Annotated in this window: 24 protein-coding genes, 1 other RNA gene and 1 pseudogene; 8 read left to right on the top strand and 18 right to left on the bottom strand. The window is 33.9% G+C overall.

The genetic code is table 11. The annotated features are described in order from the left end of the window. Positions 1-3: 3 nt before the first annotated feature. Positions 4-507 carry a protein-export chaperone SecB gene (gene secB, locus INQ25_RS03720; protein WP_006279761.1) on the bottom strand — a complete coding sequence of 168 codons (504 nt, stop codon included), beginning with the start codon at positions 505-507 and terminating at the stop codon, positions 4-6. A gap of 164 nt (positions 508-671) precedes the next feature. On the opposite strand from secB, the gene INQ25_RS03725 reads away from it, so the two are divergent. The 8 genes and pseudogenes from INQ25_RS03725 (at position 672) to INQ25_RS06975 (ending at position 7,684) form a co-directional block, all read left to right on the top strand. Then, positions 672-1,322, top strand: a complete 651-nt coding sequence (locus tag INQ25_RS03725; RefSeq protein WP_010962367.1) for a Tim44/TimA family putative adaptor protein — start codon at positions 672-674, stop codon at positions 1,320-1,322. Between the two features lie 17 nt (positions 1,323-1,339). Further along, positions 1,340-2,035 carry a DNA polymerase III subunit epsilon gene (gene dnaQ / locus INQ25_RS03730; protein ID WP_010082574.1) on the top strand — a complete coding sequence of 232 codons (696 nt, stop codon included), beginning with the start codon at positions 1,340-1,342 and terminating at the stop codon, positions 2,033-2,035. Positions 2,036-2,079: 44 nt separating this feature from the next. Then, positions 2,080-2,688 carry an SCO family protein gene (locus INQ25_RS03735; protein ID WP_010962368.1) on the top strand — a complete coding sequence of 203 codons (609 nt, stop codon included), beginning with the start codon at positions 2,080-2,082 and terminating at the stop codon, positions 2,686-2,688. Positions 2,689-2,718: 30 nt separating this feature from the next. Next, the gene (locus INQ25_RS03740) at positions 2,719-2,979 is read left to right on the top strand and encodes a hypothetical protein (protein WP_010962369.1); all 261 of its coding nucleotides are present in this window, start codon (positions 2,719-2,721) and stop codon (positions 2,977-2,979) included. A 299-nt stretch (positions 2,980-3,278) separates the two neighbouring features. Beyond that, positions 3,279-3,401: a hypothetical protein gene (locus tag INQ25_RS06630; protein WP_010962370.1), complete on the top strand. Its 123-nt coding sequence runs from the start codon at positions 3,279-3,281 to the stop codon at positions 3,399-3,401. Positions 3,402-3,496: 95 nt separating this feature from the next. Beyond that, positions 3,497-5,884, top strand: coding sequence for a DNA topoisomerase (ATP-hydrolyzing) subunit B (gene gyrB / locus INQ25_RS03745; RefSeq protein ID WP_213863143.1), 2,388 nt, complete (start codon positions 3,497-3,499; stop codon positions 5,882-5,884). A 93-nt stretch (positions 5,885-5,977) separates the two neighbouring features. Then, positions 5,978-6,235: a hypothetical protein gene (locus INQ25_RS03755; RefSeq protein ID WP_213863148.1), complete on the top strand. Its 258-nt coding sequence runs from the start codon at positions 5,978-5,980 to the stop codon at positions 6,233-6,235. 346 nt (positions 6,236-6,581) lie between these two features. Continuing rightward, positions 6,582-7,684 (top strand): annotated as a pseudogene (locus INQ25_RS06975) (IS3 family transposase). A 186-nt stretch (positions 7,685-7,870) separates the two neighbouring features. Here the strand turns inward: INQ25_RS06975 and ispG are convergent. The 17 genes from ispG to INQ25_RS03860 all read right to left on the bottom strand — a co-directional run bounded on the left by ispG (position 7,871) and on the right by INQ25_RS03860 (position 20,162). After that, positions 7,871-9,151: a flavodoxin-dependent (E)-4-hydroxy-3-methylbut-2-enyl-diphosphate synthase gene (gene ispG / locus INQ25_RS03780; protein WP_070356735.1), complete on the bottom strand. Its 1,281-nt coding sequence runs from the start codon at positions 9,149-9,151 to the stop codon at positions 7,871-7,873. Positions 9,152-9,176: 25 nt separating this feature from the next. Further along, positions 9,177-9,797, bottom strand: coding sequence for a TRP75-related protein (locus INQ25_RS03785; RefSeq protein ID WP_070356736.1), 621 nt, complete (start codon positions 9,795-9,797; stop codon positions 9,177-9,179). 197 nt (positions 9,798-9,994) lie between these two features. Further along, entirely contained in the window at positions 9,995-10,540 is a 546-nt protein-coding gene (locus INQ25_RS03790) for a hypothetical protein (protein ID WP_151807755.1), read from the bottom strand. 197 nt (positions 10,541-10,737) lie between these two features. Continuing rightward, entirely contained in the window at positions 10,738-11,595 is an 858-nt protein-coding gene (locus INQ25_RS03795) for an Rpn family recombination-promoting nuclease/putative transposase (protein ID WP_213863093.1), read from the bottom strand. 182 nt (positions 11,596-11,777) lie between these two features. Then, on the bottom strand, positions 11,778-13,892 hold the full coding sequence (locus INQ25_RS03800; protein ID WP_213863094.1) for an FtsK/SpoIIIE family DNA translocase: 2,115 nt from the start codon (positions 13,890-13,892) through the stop codon (positions 11,778-11,780). Beyond that, positions 13,893-14,171 carry a YggT family protein gene (locus INQ25_RS03805; protein WP_006279515.1) on the bottom strand — a complete coding sequence of 93 codons (279 nt, stop codon included), beginning with the start codon at positions 14,169-14,171 and terminating at the stop codon, positions 13,893-13,895. Positions 14,172-14,342: 171 nt separating this feature from the next. Continuing rightward, positions 14,343-14,618, bottom strand: coding sequence for a type II toxin-antitoxin system RelE family toxin (locus INQ25_RS03810; RefSeq protein WP_007550684.1), 276 nt, complete (start codon positions 14,616-14,618; stop codon positions 14,343-14,345). Continuing rightward, positions 14,609-14,830 carry a hypothetical protein gene (locus INQ25_RS03815; RefSeq protein ID WP_006279415.1) on the bottom strand — a complete coding sequence of 74 codons (222 nt, stop codon included), beginning with the start codon at positions 14,828-14,830 and terminating at the stop codon, positions 14,609-14,611. The genes INQ25_RS03810 and INQ25_RS03815 overlap by 10 nt, the downstream gene beginning before the upstream one ends. An 83-nt stretch (positions 14,831-14,913) precedes the next feature. Continuing rightward, positions 14,914-15,225 carry a type II toxin-antitoxin system RelE family toxin gene (locus tag INQ25_RS03820; protein WP_010962380.1) on the bottom strand — a complete coding sequence of 104 codons (312 nt, stop codon included), beginning with the start codon at positions 15,223-15,225 and terminating at the stop codon, positions 14,914-14,916. Then, on the bottom strand, positions 15,206-15,427 hold the full coding sequence (locus INQ25_RS03825; RefSeq protein ID WP_095742622.1) for a hypothetical protein: 222 nt from the start codon (positions 15,425-15,427) through the stop codon (positions 15,206-15,208). The genes INQ25_RS03820 and INQ25_RS03825 overlap by 20 nt, the downstream gene beginning before the upstream one ends. Positions 15,428-15,529: 102 nt before the next feature. Continuing rightward, positions 15,530-15,835, bottom strand: a complete 306-nt coding sequence (locus INQ25_RS03830) for a type II toxin-antitoxin system RelE family toxin (protein ID WP_310732675.1) — start codon at positions 15,833-15,835, stop codon at positions 15,530-15,532. Next, positions 15,804-16,022, bottom strand: a complete 219-nt coding sequence (locus INQ25_RS03835; RefSeq protein WP_006279413.1) for a hypothetical protein — start codon at positions 16,020-16,022, stop codon at positions 15,804-15,806. The genes INQ25_RS03830 and INQ25_RS03835 overlap by 32 nt, the downstream gene beginning before the upstream one ends. 200 nt (positions 16,023-16,222) lie before the next feature. Further along, positions 16,223-16,660, bottom strand: a complete 438-nt coding sequence (locus INQ25_RS03840) for a ClpXP protease specificity-enhancing factor SspB (RefSeq protein WP_006279412.1) — start codon at positions 16,658-16,660, stop codon at positions 16,223-16,225. Positions 16,661-16,683: 23 nt separating this feature from the next. Continuing rightward, positions 16,684-17,013: a transfer-messenger RNA gene (gene ssrA, locus INQ25_RS03845) on the bottom strand. A 124-nt stretch (positions 17,014-17,137) separates the two neighbouring features. Next, a complete protein-coding gene (locus INQ25_RS03850; protein WP_213863095.1) occupies positions 17,138-17,728 on the bottom strand; it encodes a CvpA family protein in 591 nt (196 codons plus the stop codon). Positions 17,729-17,785: 57 nt separating this feature from the next. Continuing rightward, positions 17,786-18,382: a riboflavin synthase gene (locus INQ25_RS03855; protein WP_213863096.1), complete on the bottom strand. Its 597-nt coding sequence runs from the start codon at positions 18,380-18,382 to the stop codon at positions 17,786-17,788. 67 nt (positions 18,383-18,449) lie between these two features. Further along, a complete protein-coding gene (locus tag INQ25_RS03860) occupies positions 18,450-20,162 on the bottom strand; it encodes a hypothetical protein (RefSeq protein ID WP_213863097.1) in 1,713 nt (570 codons plus the stop codon). Positions 20,163-20,210: the final 48 nt, after the last annotated feature.

The raw sequence follows: 20,210 nt of genomic DNA on the forward strand, positions 1-20,210 counted from the left end.
ATATTAGTTAAAATTGGAATTACTACCGTTACTTTTTTGTTGTTGACCTTGCTGCTCATACATAGTTTCAAAATCTATCGGATCTAGCATCAGTGGGGGAAATCCACCACTACTTGTAACTCTTGCAATTATTTCTCTTGCAAAAGGAAAAAGAAAAGTAGGTCCGCCAATAAACAAAGCTTGTCTTACCTCTTCCTCACTCAACTCTTTTAAATTTTCTATTGAAAAAATGCCACAATATTTCGTCTCACAAATGAAAGCTACACCATCTTTTATGCCTTCATCTTTTACCGTTGCTTTGACTTCTATATGCAAAGTAATTTCATGAAAAGATTTTTCTTCATTCACTTCTTCTTTGTTTTTCGTCCCTTCTAATTTTGCTGAATTGATATTAACCATTACGTTAATATCTGGAGCTTTACTAGAAGAAAGGAATGGCGAATTCGGATTCTCAAATGATAGATCTTTAACATATTGACCGTGAATTCTCATTTTTTGTTGTGGCATTTCTTACGTCTCCTTTAATTAAGTTGAGATATTTAATACTTTCTTATATAATATATTCATTTACAAACGAATAGCAAACCTGATTATAAGTTGATATGAAAAACATATTTTCATTAATAATTAATAATGTTCGGATACTTTATATGCCAAGGAGTTGAGTTACTATGATAGAGCTTGTAATATATGCTTTATTAGCGGCGTTCATTTTTTCACGTTTGTATAATTCTTTAGGAAGATCAGCCAACCTCAACCTAAAAAAGCTAACTAATGTATTGGATGTAAGCCGAAGTAGAGAAGATGTAGTAGAAAACATTGAGGGTTACATTGATAGCAATGATGAAAATTCAATAAAAGTTACTTATAAGCAAATATTAAAAAAAAACAAAGATTTTTCTATTTCCCACTTTATAGAAGGTTCAAGCATAGCTTTTGAATTAATAATAAAATGTTTCAATCAAGGAAATTTGTCTCAGTTAAAACCACTTCTCGATAAAGACTTATATGATAATTTTGCAGAGAAGATTAAACATCGTAAAGAGGTGCACGAGTCTATAATTGTTTCTATCGTTTCACAAAAGATTTTAGAAATAAAGCTAGTAAAAAACGCAGTGTTTATTGCAGTATATTTCCTTTCAGAGCAAATTAACTTCGTTAAGAACAATGAAGGAGATATAATATCAGGTAGTACATCCACTATTAATAAAGTTGAGGATGTATGGCAATTCAAAAAAAATGTTAATTCATCAGACCCAAGCTGGTTGCTTGTTTCTATTCACTATAAAAAGACAAGTAACGATAAGACAAATGATAAGTAAGATGAGTTTTATTTGAAATGGAAAGCAAGCTACGCGAAATAGTACTTGACACTGAAACGACAGGTCTTGACACTGAATCTGGTCATCGAATTATTGAAATAGGGTGTGTGGAATTAATTAACCGCATTCCAACAGGTAAAGTATTCCATCGGTACCTTAACCCAGAAAGAGATATACCTTATCACTCGTTTAAGATTCACGGTATTAGTGAAGAATTTTTAGAAGATAAACCATTATTTTCAGATGTTGCACTTGAATTTCTTGACTTTATATCTAATGATATTTTGGTAATTCACAACGCTGAATTCGATGTTAAGTTCCTTAACATGGAGTTAAGCAAGCTGAATGCTAGGTTAATTTCCTCAGACAGAGTGCTAGATACATTACCTCTTGCGAGGAAAAAATTCGCAGGATCACCTGCTTCTTTGAATGCATTATGTAAGCGTTTTGATATATCGCTAGAGAATAGAGAATTGCACGGAGCACTAGTTGATGCTCAATTGCTTGCAAAGGTATATGTTGAACTTACAGGAGGGTTACAAACCTTTCTGTTTGATAATGAATGCAATCAGGACAGTAACTCCACATTCGTTCAGCATAAAGTACGTAATCTAACTCCCAGAGAACATTTACCAAATAGTGAAGAAATTGATGAACATAAGAAACTGTTAGACAAAATTAACAATACACTTTGGAATAAATATATTGAATAGGTTAACCAATAAAGATACAATTCAATTTTACTGAGAGCATTCTAATGGTAAGGTTTATAAGATTATTATCTAATGTGCTAGCAGCATTAGCAGTTGTTTTTTTAGGTTATTGTTATTTCACTAAAAAAGGCATATTTGCCCCAGCAGCGATTCACAACGCAGAAGTTAAGATAGGCGGAGATTTTTCTTTAATTAATCAGGACGGACAGATCTTGCGCAGTAGTGATTTTAAAGATAAATACATGATGATTTTCTTTGGGTTTTCCTCATGCAAAAGAATTTGCCCTATGAACCTTGGAATAATTTCAGAAACACTTGCAAAGTTAGATGAGAAAACTAACAACAAGCTACAAACATTCTTCATCACAGTCGATCCTGAGCGCGATAGCACGGAAAGACTTAAAGAATTTCAGCAGCAATTTGACCACAGAATACAAATGTTAACTGGTGAAAGAGAAAAAATAGACGAAGTAATTGCAAAGTATAAAGTATATGCTAGCAAAGTTGGTGGAGAAGAAGAAATCAACCATTCTTCAATAATGTACCTTATTGGCCCTGGAGGAAAATATGTTACACACTTTGCAGCTGATTTAAATTCAGACGAAAGTCAATCTGATAAGATTTTGGCTGAGATAAGAAAATACGTAAACTGAATTATAGATTTTTCTGTTAATTAGTCGAGCATGCAACTGCATGAGCATTATGATTTGAGAGCAATCTCCATGGGAAGACACACACAACTGTACGAACGTTGTAGTTTGGGAGCAATTCCCACCAGTGGGGTGTCATCCCAGTGCCCAGACACTGGGATCCAGCTTCTATGCAACTTAATTAAAAACGTTTGTTTTAGCGTAAGACAACTACCTTTAGCTCATCAGCTCAGTTATAAGCAAAATTTCTGGATTCCAGTGGGCTTTGTTGCATCGCTACTTATGAAAGGCTAACTATAGTTAGGATTATAAGTAACCTATTGAAAATCTTGTTTTTTTGCAATCAATCTGATCAAATTTAAGAATAGTAATTTATTATTTACATTAATAAATTTAATTCTATTGAAAATAGCTAAAGCATTGAAATTCTTGAATTTTAGCCGGATTAGTGAGTGGTAGTGAAATTTCTTTTACTCAAATTTAGGTATTCACTGACCGTTCTTGTTATAAATACCAGAATAATAAGCTACTGATATTCTCCATCTTTTTTATCTTTAATCCATCATAGCTAGCGATGCAACAAAGCCATTCCAGTGTCAAGCACTGGAATGACATCATCTGTTGTGCAATTTACCTTCAAAAATGAATGTTCGTACAGTTATGGAAGACACATTGGAATGACACTATTTGCTGTCTTCAAAAATAAACATTCGTAAAGTTGTGCTTTTAATATGGGTTATCAGTTTAAAAATGTTGCTAATCAGCATATATGAATGTAATATTAATTAACATTCATAAACGAAGCAATACCATGGAAAATAGTTATAATGCCGATGCAATAAAAATCTTAAGGGGTCTTGATGCTGTAAGGAAACGTCCAGGTATGTACATTGGTGACACTGACGATGGATCTGGCTTGCACCACATGGTATATGAGGTTGTTGATAACGCAATAGATGAATCTTTAGCTGGATATTGTGATCAAATTGAAGTTAGCATAAATAAAGATGGTTCAGTATCTGTAACTGATAATGGTCGTGGCATTCCAACTGACATTCATGAAGAAGAAGGAATATCAGCAGCAGAGGTAATAATGACTCAACTCCATGCTGGTGGTAAATTTGACAGCAATACCTATAAAGTTTCTGGGGGATTACATGGTGTTGGAATCTCAGTTGTGAATGCATTATCAAGCTGGTTGGAATTAATTATTTGGCGCAATAAGAAAGAACACTTTATGCGTTTTGAAGATGGTGAGTCTATTGAACCTTTAAAGGTAGTCAACGAAAATACAAACAAAAGAGGAACTAAAGTCACGTTCATGCCATCAACAGAGACTTTTAATGGCATTAATTTCAGTTACTCAACGCTTGAAAGTCGTATAAGAGAATTAGCATTTTTAAATTCAAATATCGACATTACTTTACGTGATCTGCGCAATGAACCATATACAGAATCTCATTTCAATCAGAGCAATCAATCTAAAGACAATTTTGGTACAGCAAATTTTGTGCAGTATTTAGATAAGAATAAGACACATGTAACTAAAATTGCCAGTATGAAAGGAGATGCAGAAGATCTTGGCATCAGCTTGGAAATATCGATGGAATGGAATGATTCCTACTATGAGAATATGTTGTGTTTCACTAATAATATACGGCAACGAGATGGTGGTACGCATTTGGCAGGATTTAGATCTGCACTAACTAGATGTATCAATACCTATGCAACTAATGAAGGGTTTTTAAAGAAAGCAAAAGTAAATTTAACTGGAGAGGACGTTAGAGAAGGTTTAACTTGTGTTTTATCTCTTAAGATGCCTGATCCTAAGTTTTCTTCACAAACAAAAGATAAACTAGTTAGTTCTGAAGCACGTGCAGTTGTAGAAAGTATAGTTTCTGATAAATTGAGCACAATCCTTGAAACTGATCCCAAATTGGCAGCAAGCATAGTAGAAAGAGCAATCAGGTCAGCAAAAGGAAGAGAAGCTGCAAGAAAAGCGCGCGAGCTAGTTAAAAGCAAAAACAATATTGATATTGCAACTCTGCCAGGAAAGCTTGCTGATTGTCAGGAAAAAGCTCCTGAGTTATCGGAATTATTTATAGTAGAGGGTAATTCAGCAGGTGGTACTGCAAAGCAGGGGCGTAATCGTAAAACACAAGCAGTGCTTGCCTTAAGAGGAAAAATTCTAAACGTAGAACGTGTAAGTTTAGATCGTATTTTTTCATCTGCAGAAATAGGCTCTTTAATTACTGCAATTGGTGCTGGAATAGGGAGTGAACACTTCGATATTGAAAAAGCTAGATATCATAAAATTATCATCATGACAGATGCAGATGTTGATGGTTCACATATAAGAACTTTGATTCTAACTTTCTTTTTTAGACATATGCGTGAAGTTATTGAAAAAGGTTACTTATACATAGCACAGCCACCCCTCTATAAAGTTACAAAGAATGCCAAAGACACTTATATTAAAGATGACGAAACTTTTGAAGAGTATATAATAAACTCAGCAGTTAAAAGATTAACACTAAGTGGTACAGCTACAGAATTTAACAACTTGCGCCTTATTTTGAATAAATGCGTTAGCACTTCTAATATTAGCAAAAATTATGATAGAGAAATACCACAAAATCTCTTAGAGTCATTGCTAATTTTAAGTAAAAAGAATGCTCTATCATCGGCTGATGAGATATTAAAGTATTTGAAGTTAATGTACAGCGAATACACTTGGGAAGTGGAAATAAAAGATGAAGAAAAAGAAATTCATATCTCTAAATTGTTTCAAGGATTGGCAGACAAATATATATTTGCACTTAGTATGCTTGAAGGCAAAGATATGCAAAACATATTAAGTTTGCTTGATGGTATAAGTAATTTATTTAATGGTGATTCATTTTTAAAGTCACAAGAAACTGAAATAAGAATCACTTCTCCAAGTACGCTTGCAAAAATAATAATGGACTATGGTAAAAAGGGTTTAACTCTGCAGAGATTTAAAGGTCTTGGTGAAATGAATGCCAATCAGCTATGGGATACTACGTTAAATCCTGAGGCTAGAACTTTATTAAAGGTTGAAATAAAAGATTGTGAAGAAGCTGATTCCATATTTTCAATATTAATGGGTGATATAGTTGAACCACGCCGTGATTTTATTAATAGCAATGCACTTAATGTGCATGATGTTGATATTTGAACTTTTAGCAAAATGTACGAACGTTACGGGTTTAAGCAAAGACTGTGTCATTCAAGTAGCTGACACTGGTTCCTTTATAACGGTGTCATTCCAGTGCTTGACACTGGAATCCAGGTTGCTCACAAGCAAACTAGCATAGAAAGTGGTTACAACGTTTTCGATGAGATTGCAGAAAGGCTGGATTCCAGTGTCAAGCACTGGAATGAAAGCAGTCCTACGTCATGCCGCGATTCATTCGCGGTATCTCTAGATCCCGCTAACAAGCAGCGGGATGACGGTTGTCATGGTGTCATCCCACTACCTTCTCCTGTCATCCCAGTGCCTCCCTCCCCTGTCATCCAAGTAGCTTGACACTTGTATCTTTATGATGTGAGGCATTAGAGCTAAAATACCTCACAGGGAGGGTGAAGCTGATGCAACGCTAATGCCATTAAGGCCGAATCCCAGATTTTGCTTCCCTCCCATAGAGTTATAGCTCTTCTCATAATAATCCCAATAAGGTAAGAATGGATTTATGGTAGAGGGGTTTGTATGCCAGCAGCGTATAGTTACGACTTAAGGAAAAAAGCAATGGAAGCAATGGAAGCATTGGATGAAGGAGAAAGTAGAGCAACTGTTGCCAAGTGACCTTACCCAGAAAAAGTGGAGAGAAAGAAAGGAGTTTTTTCGGGTAAAATAAAATTTTGGAGGATTAGAAATGGCAAGAGAATATACGGCAGAATTCAAATTGGAAGCTGTTAAACTGGCAAATGAACAAAGAAAGGCAGGTCAAACAATTACAAAAATAGCAAAGGATTTAGGAATAAAGGGTGGTTTATTAGGAAAATGGATAAAGAAACACAACGAAAAAAAGTCGGCAGCAGATGCATTTCCAGGTAGAGGTAACATGGCTCCTTACGACAAAGAGAGGTTTGATTTACAAAGAGAGTTAGCAAGAGTAACAAGGGAAAGAGACATTTTAAAAAAAGCCCTGGCCAGTCAAAAAGAGTAAAATATTTTTTTATATAGTAACTGCTATAAAGTACAGGAATTATGTAGGATTTTCTGCTAGTGGCTACTATAAGTGGACCACAAGAAAAATAAGCAGTAGAGAATCAGCAAATAAAGAGCTACTCGCAGCTATTCAAAAAATATATCAAGTTTCTAAATGTAGATATGGAGCTCCTAAAATTCATGCTGAATTGAAGGCTTTGGGTAAAAGTTGCAACTTAAAAACAGTGCAAAGTATTATGCAGAAAAATGGTATTCAGGCTATATTGAGAAGAAAATTTAAAATTAAGAAACAACAAACGGACAGTAGCTCCCAATATATTAGACCAAAACTTTATTGTCGATCAACCAAATAAAGTATGGGATTACTTATATAAAAACCAAAGAAGGATGGCTATATTTGGCAACAATAATCGATCTATATTCACGCATGGTAGTTGGCTGGTCAATGAGCAGTTCAATAAATAAACAATTGGTTATGGACTCTTTATTAATGGCCGTTAACAAGCGTAAACCTGCCAAAAATCTACTATTACATAGTGATCAAGGTTCACAATATACTTCGCAAGGTTATCAATATCTCTTATCCATAAAAAACATAGATGAGTTATAAAGGTTGTTGTTACGACAATTCTGTTGTGGAAAGCTTCTTCAGTTCTCTAAAAAGGGAGTTACCAATAGACACCTCTCGGCACTCTAAACAGCATATCAAAACTGCTATATTTGAATATATAGAAATTTTTTATAACAAACAACGTCACTATTAACTATTGCATTCCTGAGCATTTTGATTCATCATTCTCTTTGTGAAAAACATTCCAAACTTTCTCTCCACTTTTTCTGGGTAAGGTCAGTCAAACCTCCATTTTTTTTATATCAATTTATTACTTTTTTTTCGGTTTGACACACTTTTTTGAACATTCCCAACGAAAAAAGAAAAACAAGGTTTAATTTTCTTTTTTATTTGCGATTTATCTATTAATTAACCGTGAAAGGTTACGTGTAATGCTTCTTCACATAATTATCAATAATTGCCTTAAATTCTTCAGAGACATTATCACCTTGTAAAGTTTTGAAATATTTGCCGTTTTTGTAGACTGCTGAAACAGGTTTTTCTCCATATCCAGGTAAGCTGATTCCCAAATTTGCGTGTTTGCTTTCTCCAGGACCATTTACTATGCATCCCATAACAGCAATGTTCATATGCTCTACACCTGGATTTTTTTTCTTCCACATCGGCATATGAGTTTTTATATAGCCATTCACCTCTTCAGTTAATATACGAAAACGATCGCTACTCGTGCGCCCACAACCAGGACATGAATTAACCTGAGGGTTAAAGTGTCGCAAGCCTATAGACTGCAATATTTCCTGACACACCACCACTTCATTAGTACGCGATTCACCAGGACGTTGAGTCAAAGAAGCCCGTATTGTATCTCCAATGCCATTTTGCAATAAATAAGTAAGCCCTGCTGCGGTATTTACCACACCTTTATTGCCCATACCAGCCTCAGTTAAACCCAAATGCAGCGCATAATTGGAAGATTTTGCAAGTGCCATATAAACTAAAATTAAATCTTGTACTTTGCTAACTTTACATGAAATGATTATTTTGTTTGAATTTAGACCAATTTCTTCAGCTTTTTTTGCACTATCAAGAGCAGACATTACAAGTGCTTTGCGCAGTATAACATCAGAAGGCCTTGAATTACTAAGCGAAGAGTTTTCATCCATCAATTTTTGCAAAAGGTATTTATCAAGACTACCCCAATTTACCCCAATTCTAACCGGAAGATCGTGCATTATTGCATACTCTATCACCCTTTCAAACTTCTCATCACGTTTGTCGCCAAAGCCTATATTGCCTGGATTGATTCTAATTTTACCCAGCATTTTGATGTTGTCTGGATAATCTTGAACTAATTTATCTAGCTCATATTGACCGCAGCCTACCAATATTTTACCGTCAAAACCTTCTTTATTTATCTCTTCTACTATATAAGGTATTGCTCTTGCTACCTCCTCTGAGTTCAAGGCAATTCGCACCAATTCTGAACCTGTACGCGCTAGTTCTGTTATCTCTTTTGCATAATGTTTTGCGCTACTTTTTATATTATCAGCATCTATATGCACGCCAAGCGCCATAGATTGTACAACTACAGGATTATTTCCGCCTATCTTTACTTTTCCAACTTCTACAACATGAGTTTTGTGCCTGGAAATCTGCGATAATTCATATGTATTATCATTCAATATCAGGTCTTTATCTAGCATATTATTAATGGCCAATATTGTGATACTATTTTACTGTGTCAGCTACACTGCCAAATGAACTTGAACCATTCAAACTATAAGCATCTACGTTATCCAAATTAGCAATAGAATCATGTGAGCACGTTCTTCTTGATGGAGTTTCTTTTATAGTGACATTTATAGGAGAAACTTTCTTTTCTCGTGTTGAAGTAACTTTCTTCTCTTCTTGTTGTTCACTTTCATGCTGCTTATTTTCATACTGGAAAACTGACTCTTGATCTATAAATACAGCACCCCTTAAACGTGCGATATTAATACCATGCTGATTTATCATAGTGCTCTCTTCATCGTCGACTATGCAAGCTTCCATGTCATTTGGCTCATTATCAAGACTAGCAATTTTTTTCTCTTTTAATTTTTTGATTAGATCTTCTTTATTTATAGCTCGATCTTGTAATTTTTTTTTCTTGAGCAATTCCCTACGCTTCTCATACAGTTTATATGACTCAGCAAAATCCTCATCTGTATGAAAGTTTGCACCACCAGGGTTACCAGGAGGTATGTATCTCTTACTGAGCTTAGATTTAGCTTCAGCACTATGCACAGTAAAAAAGCTAGAAACCAAAAACATTAATATAAATAAAATTTTAGAAAAAACCCTAAGCATATGGTGCTATAGTAAATATCGTGTTTTAAAAGATAGCAATTAACAAACTTTAAGTAAACCAGAATCTTTACTAACTTTACAATACAAATATTTTTCTAAAAAGTGATATGTTTGCTATCAAAAAAACCTACGCAGACTAAGAGAAGAGTAAGGTGTTACAAGTTGCGTAACACCTTTTCAAGAAAAGTGTTATGCAGCTATATGTTTGCAACTTTTAAGTTATTCTGTAGTTTTTCAGTACCATCGGTAGTATCTACATTACTAAGTTTTGCGTCTGGCGTATCTTTAGATAAGTCGTTTTTCTTCTCTTTATCAAGCTTAACTCCCTGATAGATACAGAATGCAACAAAACTAGTTATTGCTATTGCGGCAACAGCACTGACTATGATACAAATTGCCATTATTTTTTGTTGATCTGCTACTGCCTCTGCAAGTGTTTCCACTTTTTCTTGCAGGCCGTTTAAGTGCTCTTGCATAGCTTGAAACTGCTTAGTACCAATCTTGTCTTCTAGTGCACTAAAAACTTTTTCAAACTGCTCAACATCTATCTTTTGAGCTTCTTGCCATTCTTTTAATGCACTAAATACCTCTTCAAACTGTTTAGCATCTATCTTTTGAGCTTCTTGCCATTCTTTTAATGCACCAAAAACTTTTTCAAACTGCTCAGCATCAATTTGTTGACTTTCCTGCAATGCTGTTATATCTGACTCATCAAAGCCAAGTACCCATTTAGTTATACCCATTTTTAACCCCCTAGTTAATTAATATATTATAATTTTACATTCCAAATGTTTAAATTATTATTAAATCAATTGTCATTATGTATTGATCTTTTAATAATTTCGTTTGACTTGCTTTTTGAAAGTGCGAAAACTTAAATTAAGGTACTTACGAAATACATGAAGAAAAATGCTTATTGTATTTTTGTAACCATTCACACTTAATTCTGCAATTCTTTGATCTCACTCATGGAGAGGCCAGTAAACTTAACAATAGTGTTGACATCAACATTATTAGCTAGCATTGCTTTTATGACTTCAATTTTTCCTTTCCGTACACCTTTCTCTTCAGCAAGATCAAGTCTGTATTCAAGGATGGCTTCTTCTTTCTGTAGATCCATCACTCTTTCTTCATAAGCTAGGAGATCTTTTTCACTCCAGTGAAACTTGTCTAATTCATCGTATGCTAGCTTTATTATTGGTGATTCCTCTGCAATTTTCTTTAGATCTTCATCTGTCGTTTCTTCTGCATGCTTAAAAAAGAAGCACCACCTTTCTATTGTGCTTTCTAGTTCCTCCACTCTGCTTTTTGAAAATTTAGGTAATTCTATAAAGACAAATTGAAAATCTTTTAAGTAATGGCCGTTGGTTTTTATATCACGTATATTGTGAGTAGAAATATACTCAACCTCTTCAGGGAATAGCATACCATTGGAAATAGCAATGAAGAAAACCTTCTTTAAATTAATGTAATTTTTATCAGCCTGCCTTGAGTAAGCCTTAGCAGCATAGAGTTGTGCGCGCTTTTCAAAGCCCTTGTCGCGAGCGAGCTGCATCTCAATTATATATCTTGACCCACTAGAATCCCTGCAAAGAACATCAACTATACTTTGTCTATCAGAGGCAATTTCAGGGTCCATAATGGTGCTTAAGAATTCTACTTCTTGTATAGTATTGACTTCAGTACATCCTAAAATATCATTTAAAAAATGGATAAGAATATTCTTATTTTTTTCAGTACCAAAGATTTTCTTAAATGTTAAATCTAACTTTGGATCGAGAAATTTTGAAAAAGCCATAATAAGTACAGTTAGGAAACGTTAATAATTATACACTATTATTAACAATTATTCAATCATATTTTTAAGGAAGACAACTTTTAACTTTGTAAAAGATAGCCAAGAAAGTTGCATTTGCAGCAAATTTTAAGATACCCATCTATGGCCTAACTTAACGCGCATGAACGTTCTCAGAAGCCCTGTTATTCCACCAATATCTCTCTCTTTCCTGAATAATTTGGAGCACTGACAATACCTTCTTTTTCCATTCTTTCAACGATGTTTGCAGCTCTGTTATAGCCTATTCTAAGTTGTCGCTGAATGTAACTGGTTGAAACTTTTTGATCTCTTTGAATGATGGCCACTGCTTGGTTGTAAAGGTCGTTTTCTTCATCCTCTGTTTCACCTTCTGATTCCACAGAAGAATTTTCATCTTCCTTGGTAATTTCCTCCATGTAATTTGGCTCACCTTGCATTTTCAGATGATCAACTATATCTTGCACCTCATCATCGCTCACAAATGGGCCGTGAATTCGAATAATCTTACCACCAGAGGCCATATAAAGCATATCACCCATGCCGAGCAATTGTTCAGCCCCTTGTTCGCCAAGTATTGTACGGCTATCTATCTTAGAAGTAACAGCAAAACTGATTCTCGTTGGAAAGTTTGCTTTTATCACACCTGTTATCACATCCACGGATGGACGTTGTGTTGCCATTATGATATGTATTCCTGCAGCTCTGGCCATTTGCGCCAAACGCTGAATAGAGCACTCTATCTCTTTGCCGGCAACAAGCATCAAATCTGCCATTTCATCTACAATCACTACAATATATGAGAATGTTTCCATTTTAATCGGAAGCTTTTCAAACAAAGGTTTGCCTGTTGTTGAATTAAAGCCAATCTGCACAACACGCTCCAATTCTATTCCACCATTCATCGCTTCTGTGATTTTTTGATTATAGTTTATAACATTGCGTACATTCAAATACGACATCATGCGATAGCGGTTTTCCATTTCTTTCACTATCCACTTAAGAGCGACTACAGCCTTTTTTGGCTCTGTTACCACTGGCGTTATTAGATGCGGTATTGCATCATATATTGAAAGCTCAAGCATTTTTGGGTCGATCATTATCATCTTACATTCATCAGGACTTAATCGATAAACGAGTGAAAGAATCATAGTGTTAATCGCAACTGATTTACCAGACCCTGTGGTTCCAGCAACGAGCAAGTGGGGCATTTTAGTTAGATCTGCAATAACTGGTTTTCCACTTATTTCTTTGCCAAGCGCAATTGGGAGATTTAAGTTTGCATTTTGGTATTCTGGGGATTCAAGCAAATCACGCAGCATTACAATTTCCCGTTCCTTGTTCGGCAACTCTATTCCCATAGCATTTTGCCCACGAATTATTGAAATACGTGCAGAGAGTGCACTCATCGAACGTGCAATGTCATCTGCAAGGCCAATTACTCTTGCAGATTTCGTACCAGCTTGTGGTTCAAGTTTGTATAAAGTCACAACCGGCCCATAGCATACACTGATAATTTTTCCTTGCACGCCAAAATCACTCAGGACTTGTTCCAGCAGAGATAAATTTTTATTGCTCTCCATTTCATTCAGCTGTTTTCTCTGCAAAGACTCCTCTGCTTTGGAAAGTAAATGAATGCTTGGAAATTCGAACTCACTGAAAATTTCTTCGGTAGCTTTTTTCTGTCTTTCTTTTGGTTGTTGTTTAGTAGTGATTTTAGTTCTATGTTTTTCTTCTACTACTAATGGTGCAATTGAATACTTAGTAGTTTTATGTGATCTGAAGAATGGAACATTTACAAATAAGCAAGCTATTTTTTTACATAAGAAGAATAGAGAGTAAATTGCTCTCTTCCAACCAACAGATCCTACAAGACCTATTAATGTTACTATCACAAATACATAAAACGGGCAGTTATTAACGAGTGCATTCCCTATTATTCCACTGTGTCTGTACCTTGCTGTGATGCCTAGCGAAAGTTGTGGTAATATAGCACATACCCCTAAATTGATTAATATTAAATAGAGAATTTTCAGCAGTATTTTTGCTGGCCTGAAGATCAACAAGTAAACTATGGTTGTAGCTATTGTAACACTAGTTAATCCAAGAAATTGAACCAATATATCAGCTAAATATGAACCTACTATTCCACCTAAATTTGTCACTTCCTCATTTGTAGCCGTGTTTAAGGAAGGATCTTTATAGTTATAGCTAAAAACTGATATATATATATATATTAAAAGGGATAGATATATTGCTGATTTTAGATATTTTTTTAACATCTACCTAAAGTAGTAAGCTACTGTATATTTTACAAAGTGAATTGTTATTAGCAATATCATTATAGATAAATCTAATCCGTTGAACGGTGGTATATATCTTCTAATAATCTTTAGTGGTGGATATGTCAATTGGTTCAAGATGTGCATTATGCTACTGACAGTTTCATTATATATGTTCACCATATTAAGTTTAACCAGCCAGTTTAGGACAACCCAACATATTAGAATGAAGCTATAAAGATCAAGTAACGTATTGAGTAGATATATGATTGGATGCATACATATCTATTACACGAAAGTTATATAAAAGACAAGTATTTAGCCTTTTCAAACTCAAAATGTTGTTTTTGCTGAACCAAAAAAAACTTCATTTTTTGAGCTGCGCAAAGCCACCTAAAGTAGAGAATGGACAAGGAAGGAGGGGTGTATAATATATATTAATGTTGATATTTATTTCTTATAAATATCATCTCTATGTCCTATCTCTGTGATAGTTACTATATGATCTAATTGATTTACTCTGTAAATTACACGATAGTCACCAACTCTTAGCCTTCTACATCCTTTTAAGTTATGATGTAGTGGTTCACCAAAATTTATTGGGTCAACTGTAAGACGTTCTTTTATAGCCTTTTGAACTCTTAGCCTTATTATCTTTGGAAGGTTTGGTAAATCTTTTTCAACAACACTCTTTAGAGACTTAACCTTGTAACGCTCTAATCCCACTTAATATCTTCAAAATCAACTGTTTCTGCACCTTCAACATCACGCTCATCAGAAATTTTAGATACTAAAAAATCCTCCATTTCAAGCTCAACTGCTTCTCTAAATAGTTTTCCTGCTAATTCTTGAACGGGCTGTTTAGTAAATTCAGATAATTCAGCAAGATGCTTTAAAGTTTCTTCGCTAAGAGCTATGTTAATGCCTGAATTTGCCATATGTTTTACCAAAGTCCACTAATAATTATACAACATTTTTTTTAATTTTTCAATAAAGAAAGGAGTGGTGTATAAAAATATATTTAATGTTTCAGTAGGTCCAATATTGCCTGCTTGTAAATATTGTCCCTGTGTCCTATTGAAACAATAATTACTATACGTTTTACAGTATTTACACGGTAGACAATACGATAATCATCAGCAACTTTTATTCTTCTATGTTCCTTTAATCTCTTGCGTAGCAACACACCGTTACCAATAGGATCAGTCTCAAGATACTCTTTTATTGCATCTTTAATACTTGGCTTTACATCTTCCGGCAAGGAAGGCAAATTTCTTTTAAGAACATGCTTTAGATATTTAATGGTGTATTGCTTATTTCCAGATGTCTTCACTATCCTCTACTTCTTCTGCATCATCAGAATTTAACTCCCTAATAATTTTGGAAAATGCAATATCTTCCGCTTCAAGTTCGATTGCTTCCTTGACTAGCTTTTCTGTTAATTTTTGAACAGACTGCTTGGTGGCTCTAGCTAGTTCAACAAGATGCTGCGAAGTTTCTGGGTTGAAAGTTACACTAACTTTTGAATTTACCATAAGTTTTACCAAAGTCTACTACTATAGCTATTTTACAACATTTTTTTTAATTTTTCAATAAAGGAAGGAAGGAGGGCTGTATAAAAATATATTTAATGTTTATCAAGTAGCCTTCTCATAAATGGTGTCTCTATGTCCTGCTGTAGCAACAAATACCTTATGTTTTGCAATATTTACAGTATAAATAATTCGATAATCACTCACCCTTATTCTTCTATACCCTTTTAGCCTGCCACGTAATGGTTTACCAAATTTAATTGGATCAGTTGTAAGCCGCTCGTTTATCGCTTTTGTAATCCTTGATCTTATTGTTTTTGGAAGATTTAGAAAATCTCTTTCAGTAAAGTTTTTTGAGTAGACAATATCGTATTTCAGTTTATGTCCTCTCCCTTTCAGATAGTACTGTATTCCAGTCTACATCCTCACATTCCTTAATAGTTTTATATAACGCAATATCTTCTACTTCGCACTCGATTCCTTCGATGACTAACCTTTTTGCTAGTTCTTGAACGGATTCCTTGGTGATTTCAGCTAACTTAGTAAGGTTATGTGAAGTTTTTGGGTCAAAAGTTATACTAATTCCTGAATCTGTCATATGTTTTACCAAAGTCTACTAATAATTATACAACATTTTTCTGAATTTTTCAATAAAGGAAGTTGATGATATGTAAGAAAAATTTTGCCACCTGCGTTAATAAATAATTAAAGATTTAGCATATTTATCTACCCTCTATTCTATTACTTAAGTTAGACCACTTTTTTCTATTAATATTTTTTGTTTATAAAGATGAGCAGTTACTCATCACGCAGTTGATCTATGGATATAATACTACCGTTTGATAGTTTTTCAGTACATTTTTCACTTTTGTATTCTTTATCAGAGTCGATACTGATTTTGTCAAATATTAAAACATCTCCTGAAATTTTATCACGAAACTCACTAATAGCAAAAAACGGTATAGTAATTCGCTCTTGTTTTCCTTGAAAACTCAAACTGACGCTAAATTTATCCTCAGAAACTTTTAAATCATAGAATTGATGCTGTAATATAATAAGCATTTGAGTAGGGTATGACTTTTTCAAACGATCTGGCATGGTCACACCATTAAAATATGTGAAAAATAATATTTCTAAGTGAGGGATAAAACCATTACCTGATATAACATCTAAAGTCTTTTTGATAACTTGAAACTTAGCAGAATTAAGCAGTTTTTTGTAATCTGTTTGCTCCATATAACTTTCACATACGTAAATTTTGGGGGAACTTCTGTTACCCGGCGTTCCCTAAACCGTGCTTTAGTAATAAACCGGTTGTGCTAAATTAAGCAGCAACACGATATTCTTCAGCAGCAAAATTATCGTTTGCATTTAAATTATGAACTCTTAGCGGTGGTGTCTAACCGAGCAAAGCTACCATCTTTACTATGCATGTCGATCCTTAATCGCCCCCGTATAATTAAAAAACATGGTGGAGGCGCCGAGTACTGCCCTCGGGTCCAATACACCTATTACAAGGTAATTTTATTGCTATAGTACACAAAATGTACATAGCTATTATATAGCAACATTAAATAAATGTCAAGATATTATGACCTTAAGTTGATTTATTGCTAAAACAAAATTAATATTTCCAGTAAAAAATTCTGTGCTCTTAACCTGACACATATGGCTTTTTGAATACTCCCAATGAAAATATTTATAAATAAATATTTACTCTTCTTTTTTATTATTTTTAGATTTTTCTTGATCAACCATTTCTCCACCGATCTCTTTTATTTTTAGTATCAACGACTCTGGTACATATATGTCAATTACTTCTTCTGCTGTCACAAATAGAGTCTGATAAGAGTGTGAATTTATTATCCAATTAGGCAATATGTCTTCTGCTTCTATTTTAGACTCTCCCTCTTTTTTGTCATATACTGTGTAGCAATATAAGTGCACAGCAAAAAATAATACATAAGAGAGCAATATTCCTTTAAGCACTCCGAGAAAGATTCCAGTAACTCTATCGATAAACCCCAATCTTATGGGCGATAATATGTACATTAGCCAGTTATTTATTATCATCAATATAATATTAAGTATAATAAATACAGAGATTGTAGAAAGTATGTTTAATGTAACTTTAGAATCAAAATATTTACTATAATTTAGAGTGAAAAAATCATAGTGATTAGCTGTCAGAAAAACTGATAAAAATAGAAACATTAGTGCGCATAGCTCTTTTATGAAGCCTCTAGTTACCGAGATTATTACACATAGAACAACAATGAAGATAATTAGACTATCGAAAAGCATATTTTATATCTATATGGTTTTCAAGATATAATAGTTATAAATAACGAGGTTGTAAAATTAATTGTATTTATGCTGCATCAGTTGATCTAAATACCTAGCGATCATGTCAATTTCTAAATTCAGATAATCATTTACTTTGTTGTACTGAAAAGTTGTATTTTCCCATGTGTAGGGAATTATATTTACTGTAAATTCCTGATTAATAACTGAGTTCACTGTGAGAGAAACCCCATCTAGTGTAACGGAGCCTTTTTTTGCAACAAATTTAATTAATTCTTGTGAGCACGATAGCTCGATTTCATGAGAATCTAAATTTCGCTCAATTGTTAAAATTTTTACTATCCCGTTAACATGACCCTGAACTAGGTGGCCATCGATCTTATCACTTAATCTCATTGCTTGTTCTAGGTTTATTTTTTCCCCTATTTTCCACGTATTTAAGTTAGAAACCTTCATAGTTTCTTGAGATGCTTGGACTGTAAATATATCGCTCATTATATCAACAACAGTTAAACACACACCAGAGCAAGCTATTGAATCTCCTTTATTTATAGAGGATAAATTTTGTGTCTTGATATGGAAAATTTGATCAGAGTTGGAGTGAGTGGTAGTATCAGTTATAGTCCCGATATCCGTGATAATTCCTTTAAACATATGGTGAAAATAAATAATTTTACCATGAAAGATCTCTTAGGACAACTTGTTTACATTTTGGGTAAGTTTAAATGCGAGAAGGAGATTTGTTCTGTTCAATAGATTCTATAGAATATTCAGAATATATAAAGCGAGCTAAATTCAAAATACACAGCGCGATTAATATTGGCAACCCTATGTTCAATGCTAACCCAATACTTTCCCTTTTTTCTGGTGGCACTAATCCTTTTAACATTGACACTTTTCCTAATGGAAAATGCCATAAGCAAAGTGTTGATGCAGATGCTACTATTATAAATAGACAAAAATAAGCCTTTTTTGAGGAAAATACAGTTTTTAACGGTGATTTGAGTGTAATGTTAGTAGGTGGTAGAGTTTTAGCTTCATTTGTTGCTGGTGAAAGATCTTTAATTGGTAAAGGGTTTGTAGATTTATGAGGAGTATTTTCATGTTGTGGAGAAGGTTGTTGTATATAAACACCTGAAACTAATTTAAGCAATTGCTCTTTTTTTCTATATACTTGTTTTTGTAAATATTCTTTACCTAAAAGTGAGTTACTAAGAGGTTGTGGCCTTTCGAGTATCTGTAATACTTCTGATATTTCGCCTGGCTCTAATATTGCATGTAATTGTTTATCTTGAAAGTAAACAATATTGAATACTGAGCTGAAAATATTGCAAAATGTTTCTGGATCTTGATTTTTGTATCCACTCATCACTTCAATAAATATTTTATCGAGTTTTTTCCCCCTGTGCTCAATTTGGTTATCTATCATAGCTACTCTAGCATCATTTCGTGCTTGTTTTATGGTAGATTGTTTTTCTTCTTCTGGTAGTTCTTGAGATTGCTTTTTCGATTTTTTTCTATTAGCTTTAAAATACTCTGTGTGCGAAGTAGTTTGACCTACATTCTGTTCTGCTTCTTGAGGTATTGGATTTTCTATACTACCCCCTGTCATCCGAGTAGCTTGACTACTTGGATCCATGTTTCTTTTTTCCTGGTCAAGCGCTGGAATGACACCAAATAGTATATTGTTGCTCTGTATAGAAAATTTTGGCAATTGTTGGGAAAAGAATTGTGACGTATTAAAAAGATTGGGCAGACAGAAAAAAGATCTAAACCAGAAAACGTTTTCATGCATTACAGCAACTGCTATCGAAGCGCGTGTAACTTGTTTTCCATTATTTGTTACATCGAAGCCAAATGAGCCTGTAACTGGTACGATTTGTCTATTTTGTGCATTTTTTTGGTTAGCTTCACTCTGTTCTTTTTTGTCTTCATTTTCAGTTTTTTCTGCATGTTGTAGCTTTTCATTTAGAAATAACTCGATTTGGTGCAAGTTGTCCAGGTTAATGTTTTCAACGTCTGTTTGTAGCGTTATCGTTGTGCCCTGCAGAAGGATTTGAGGCGGAGCATTATTTACGAATTCTTCTACAGTTTTATAACTGTTAGTTTTACAGTAGTTATTATATAGTTCACTGCTTTCTTTGGGCACTTTTATGTTTGCTGTAAAATTTTTTTCCCGGGAAAGGCAGATTTTGAAAAAATTAATTAAAGAGTTTATTCTAAATAGTCTTATATTAAAGGTGTCTTTATCTGTTGCTGTTAGCTCAAATGAAAATTCTTGTATATTACTTTCAATACTTCTCGAGCGAATAGTACTGATCTTAATTGTTTCGCTAGAAAATGCTTTACTTATGTTTCTGGATTTTTCCTTAAAGAGCTTAGGTAAATCCTCTATTTTATACTTATTCTTAGTTTCAGTATTACTGTTGTGCATAGTTGATACAGCAAATTCATCAACGCAAAGGTAAATAAAAAAGATTAA

The organism is Wolbachia endosymbiont of Rhagoletis cerasi (assembly GCF_018454475.1).
GTDB lineage: Bacteria > Pseudomonadota > Alphaproteobacteria > Rickettsiales > Anaplasmataceae > Wolbachia > Wolbachia pipientis.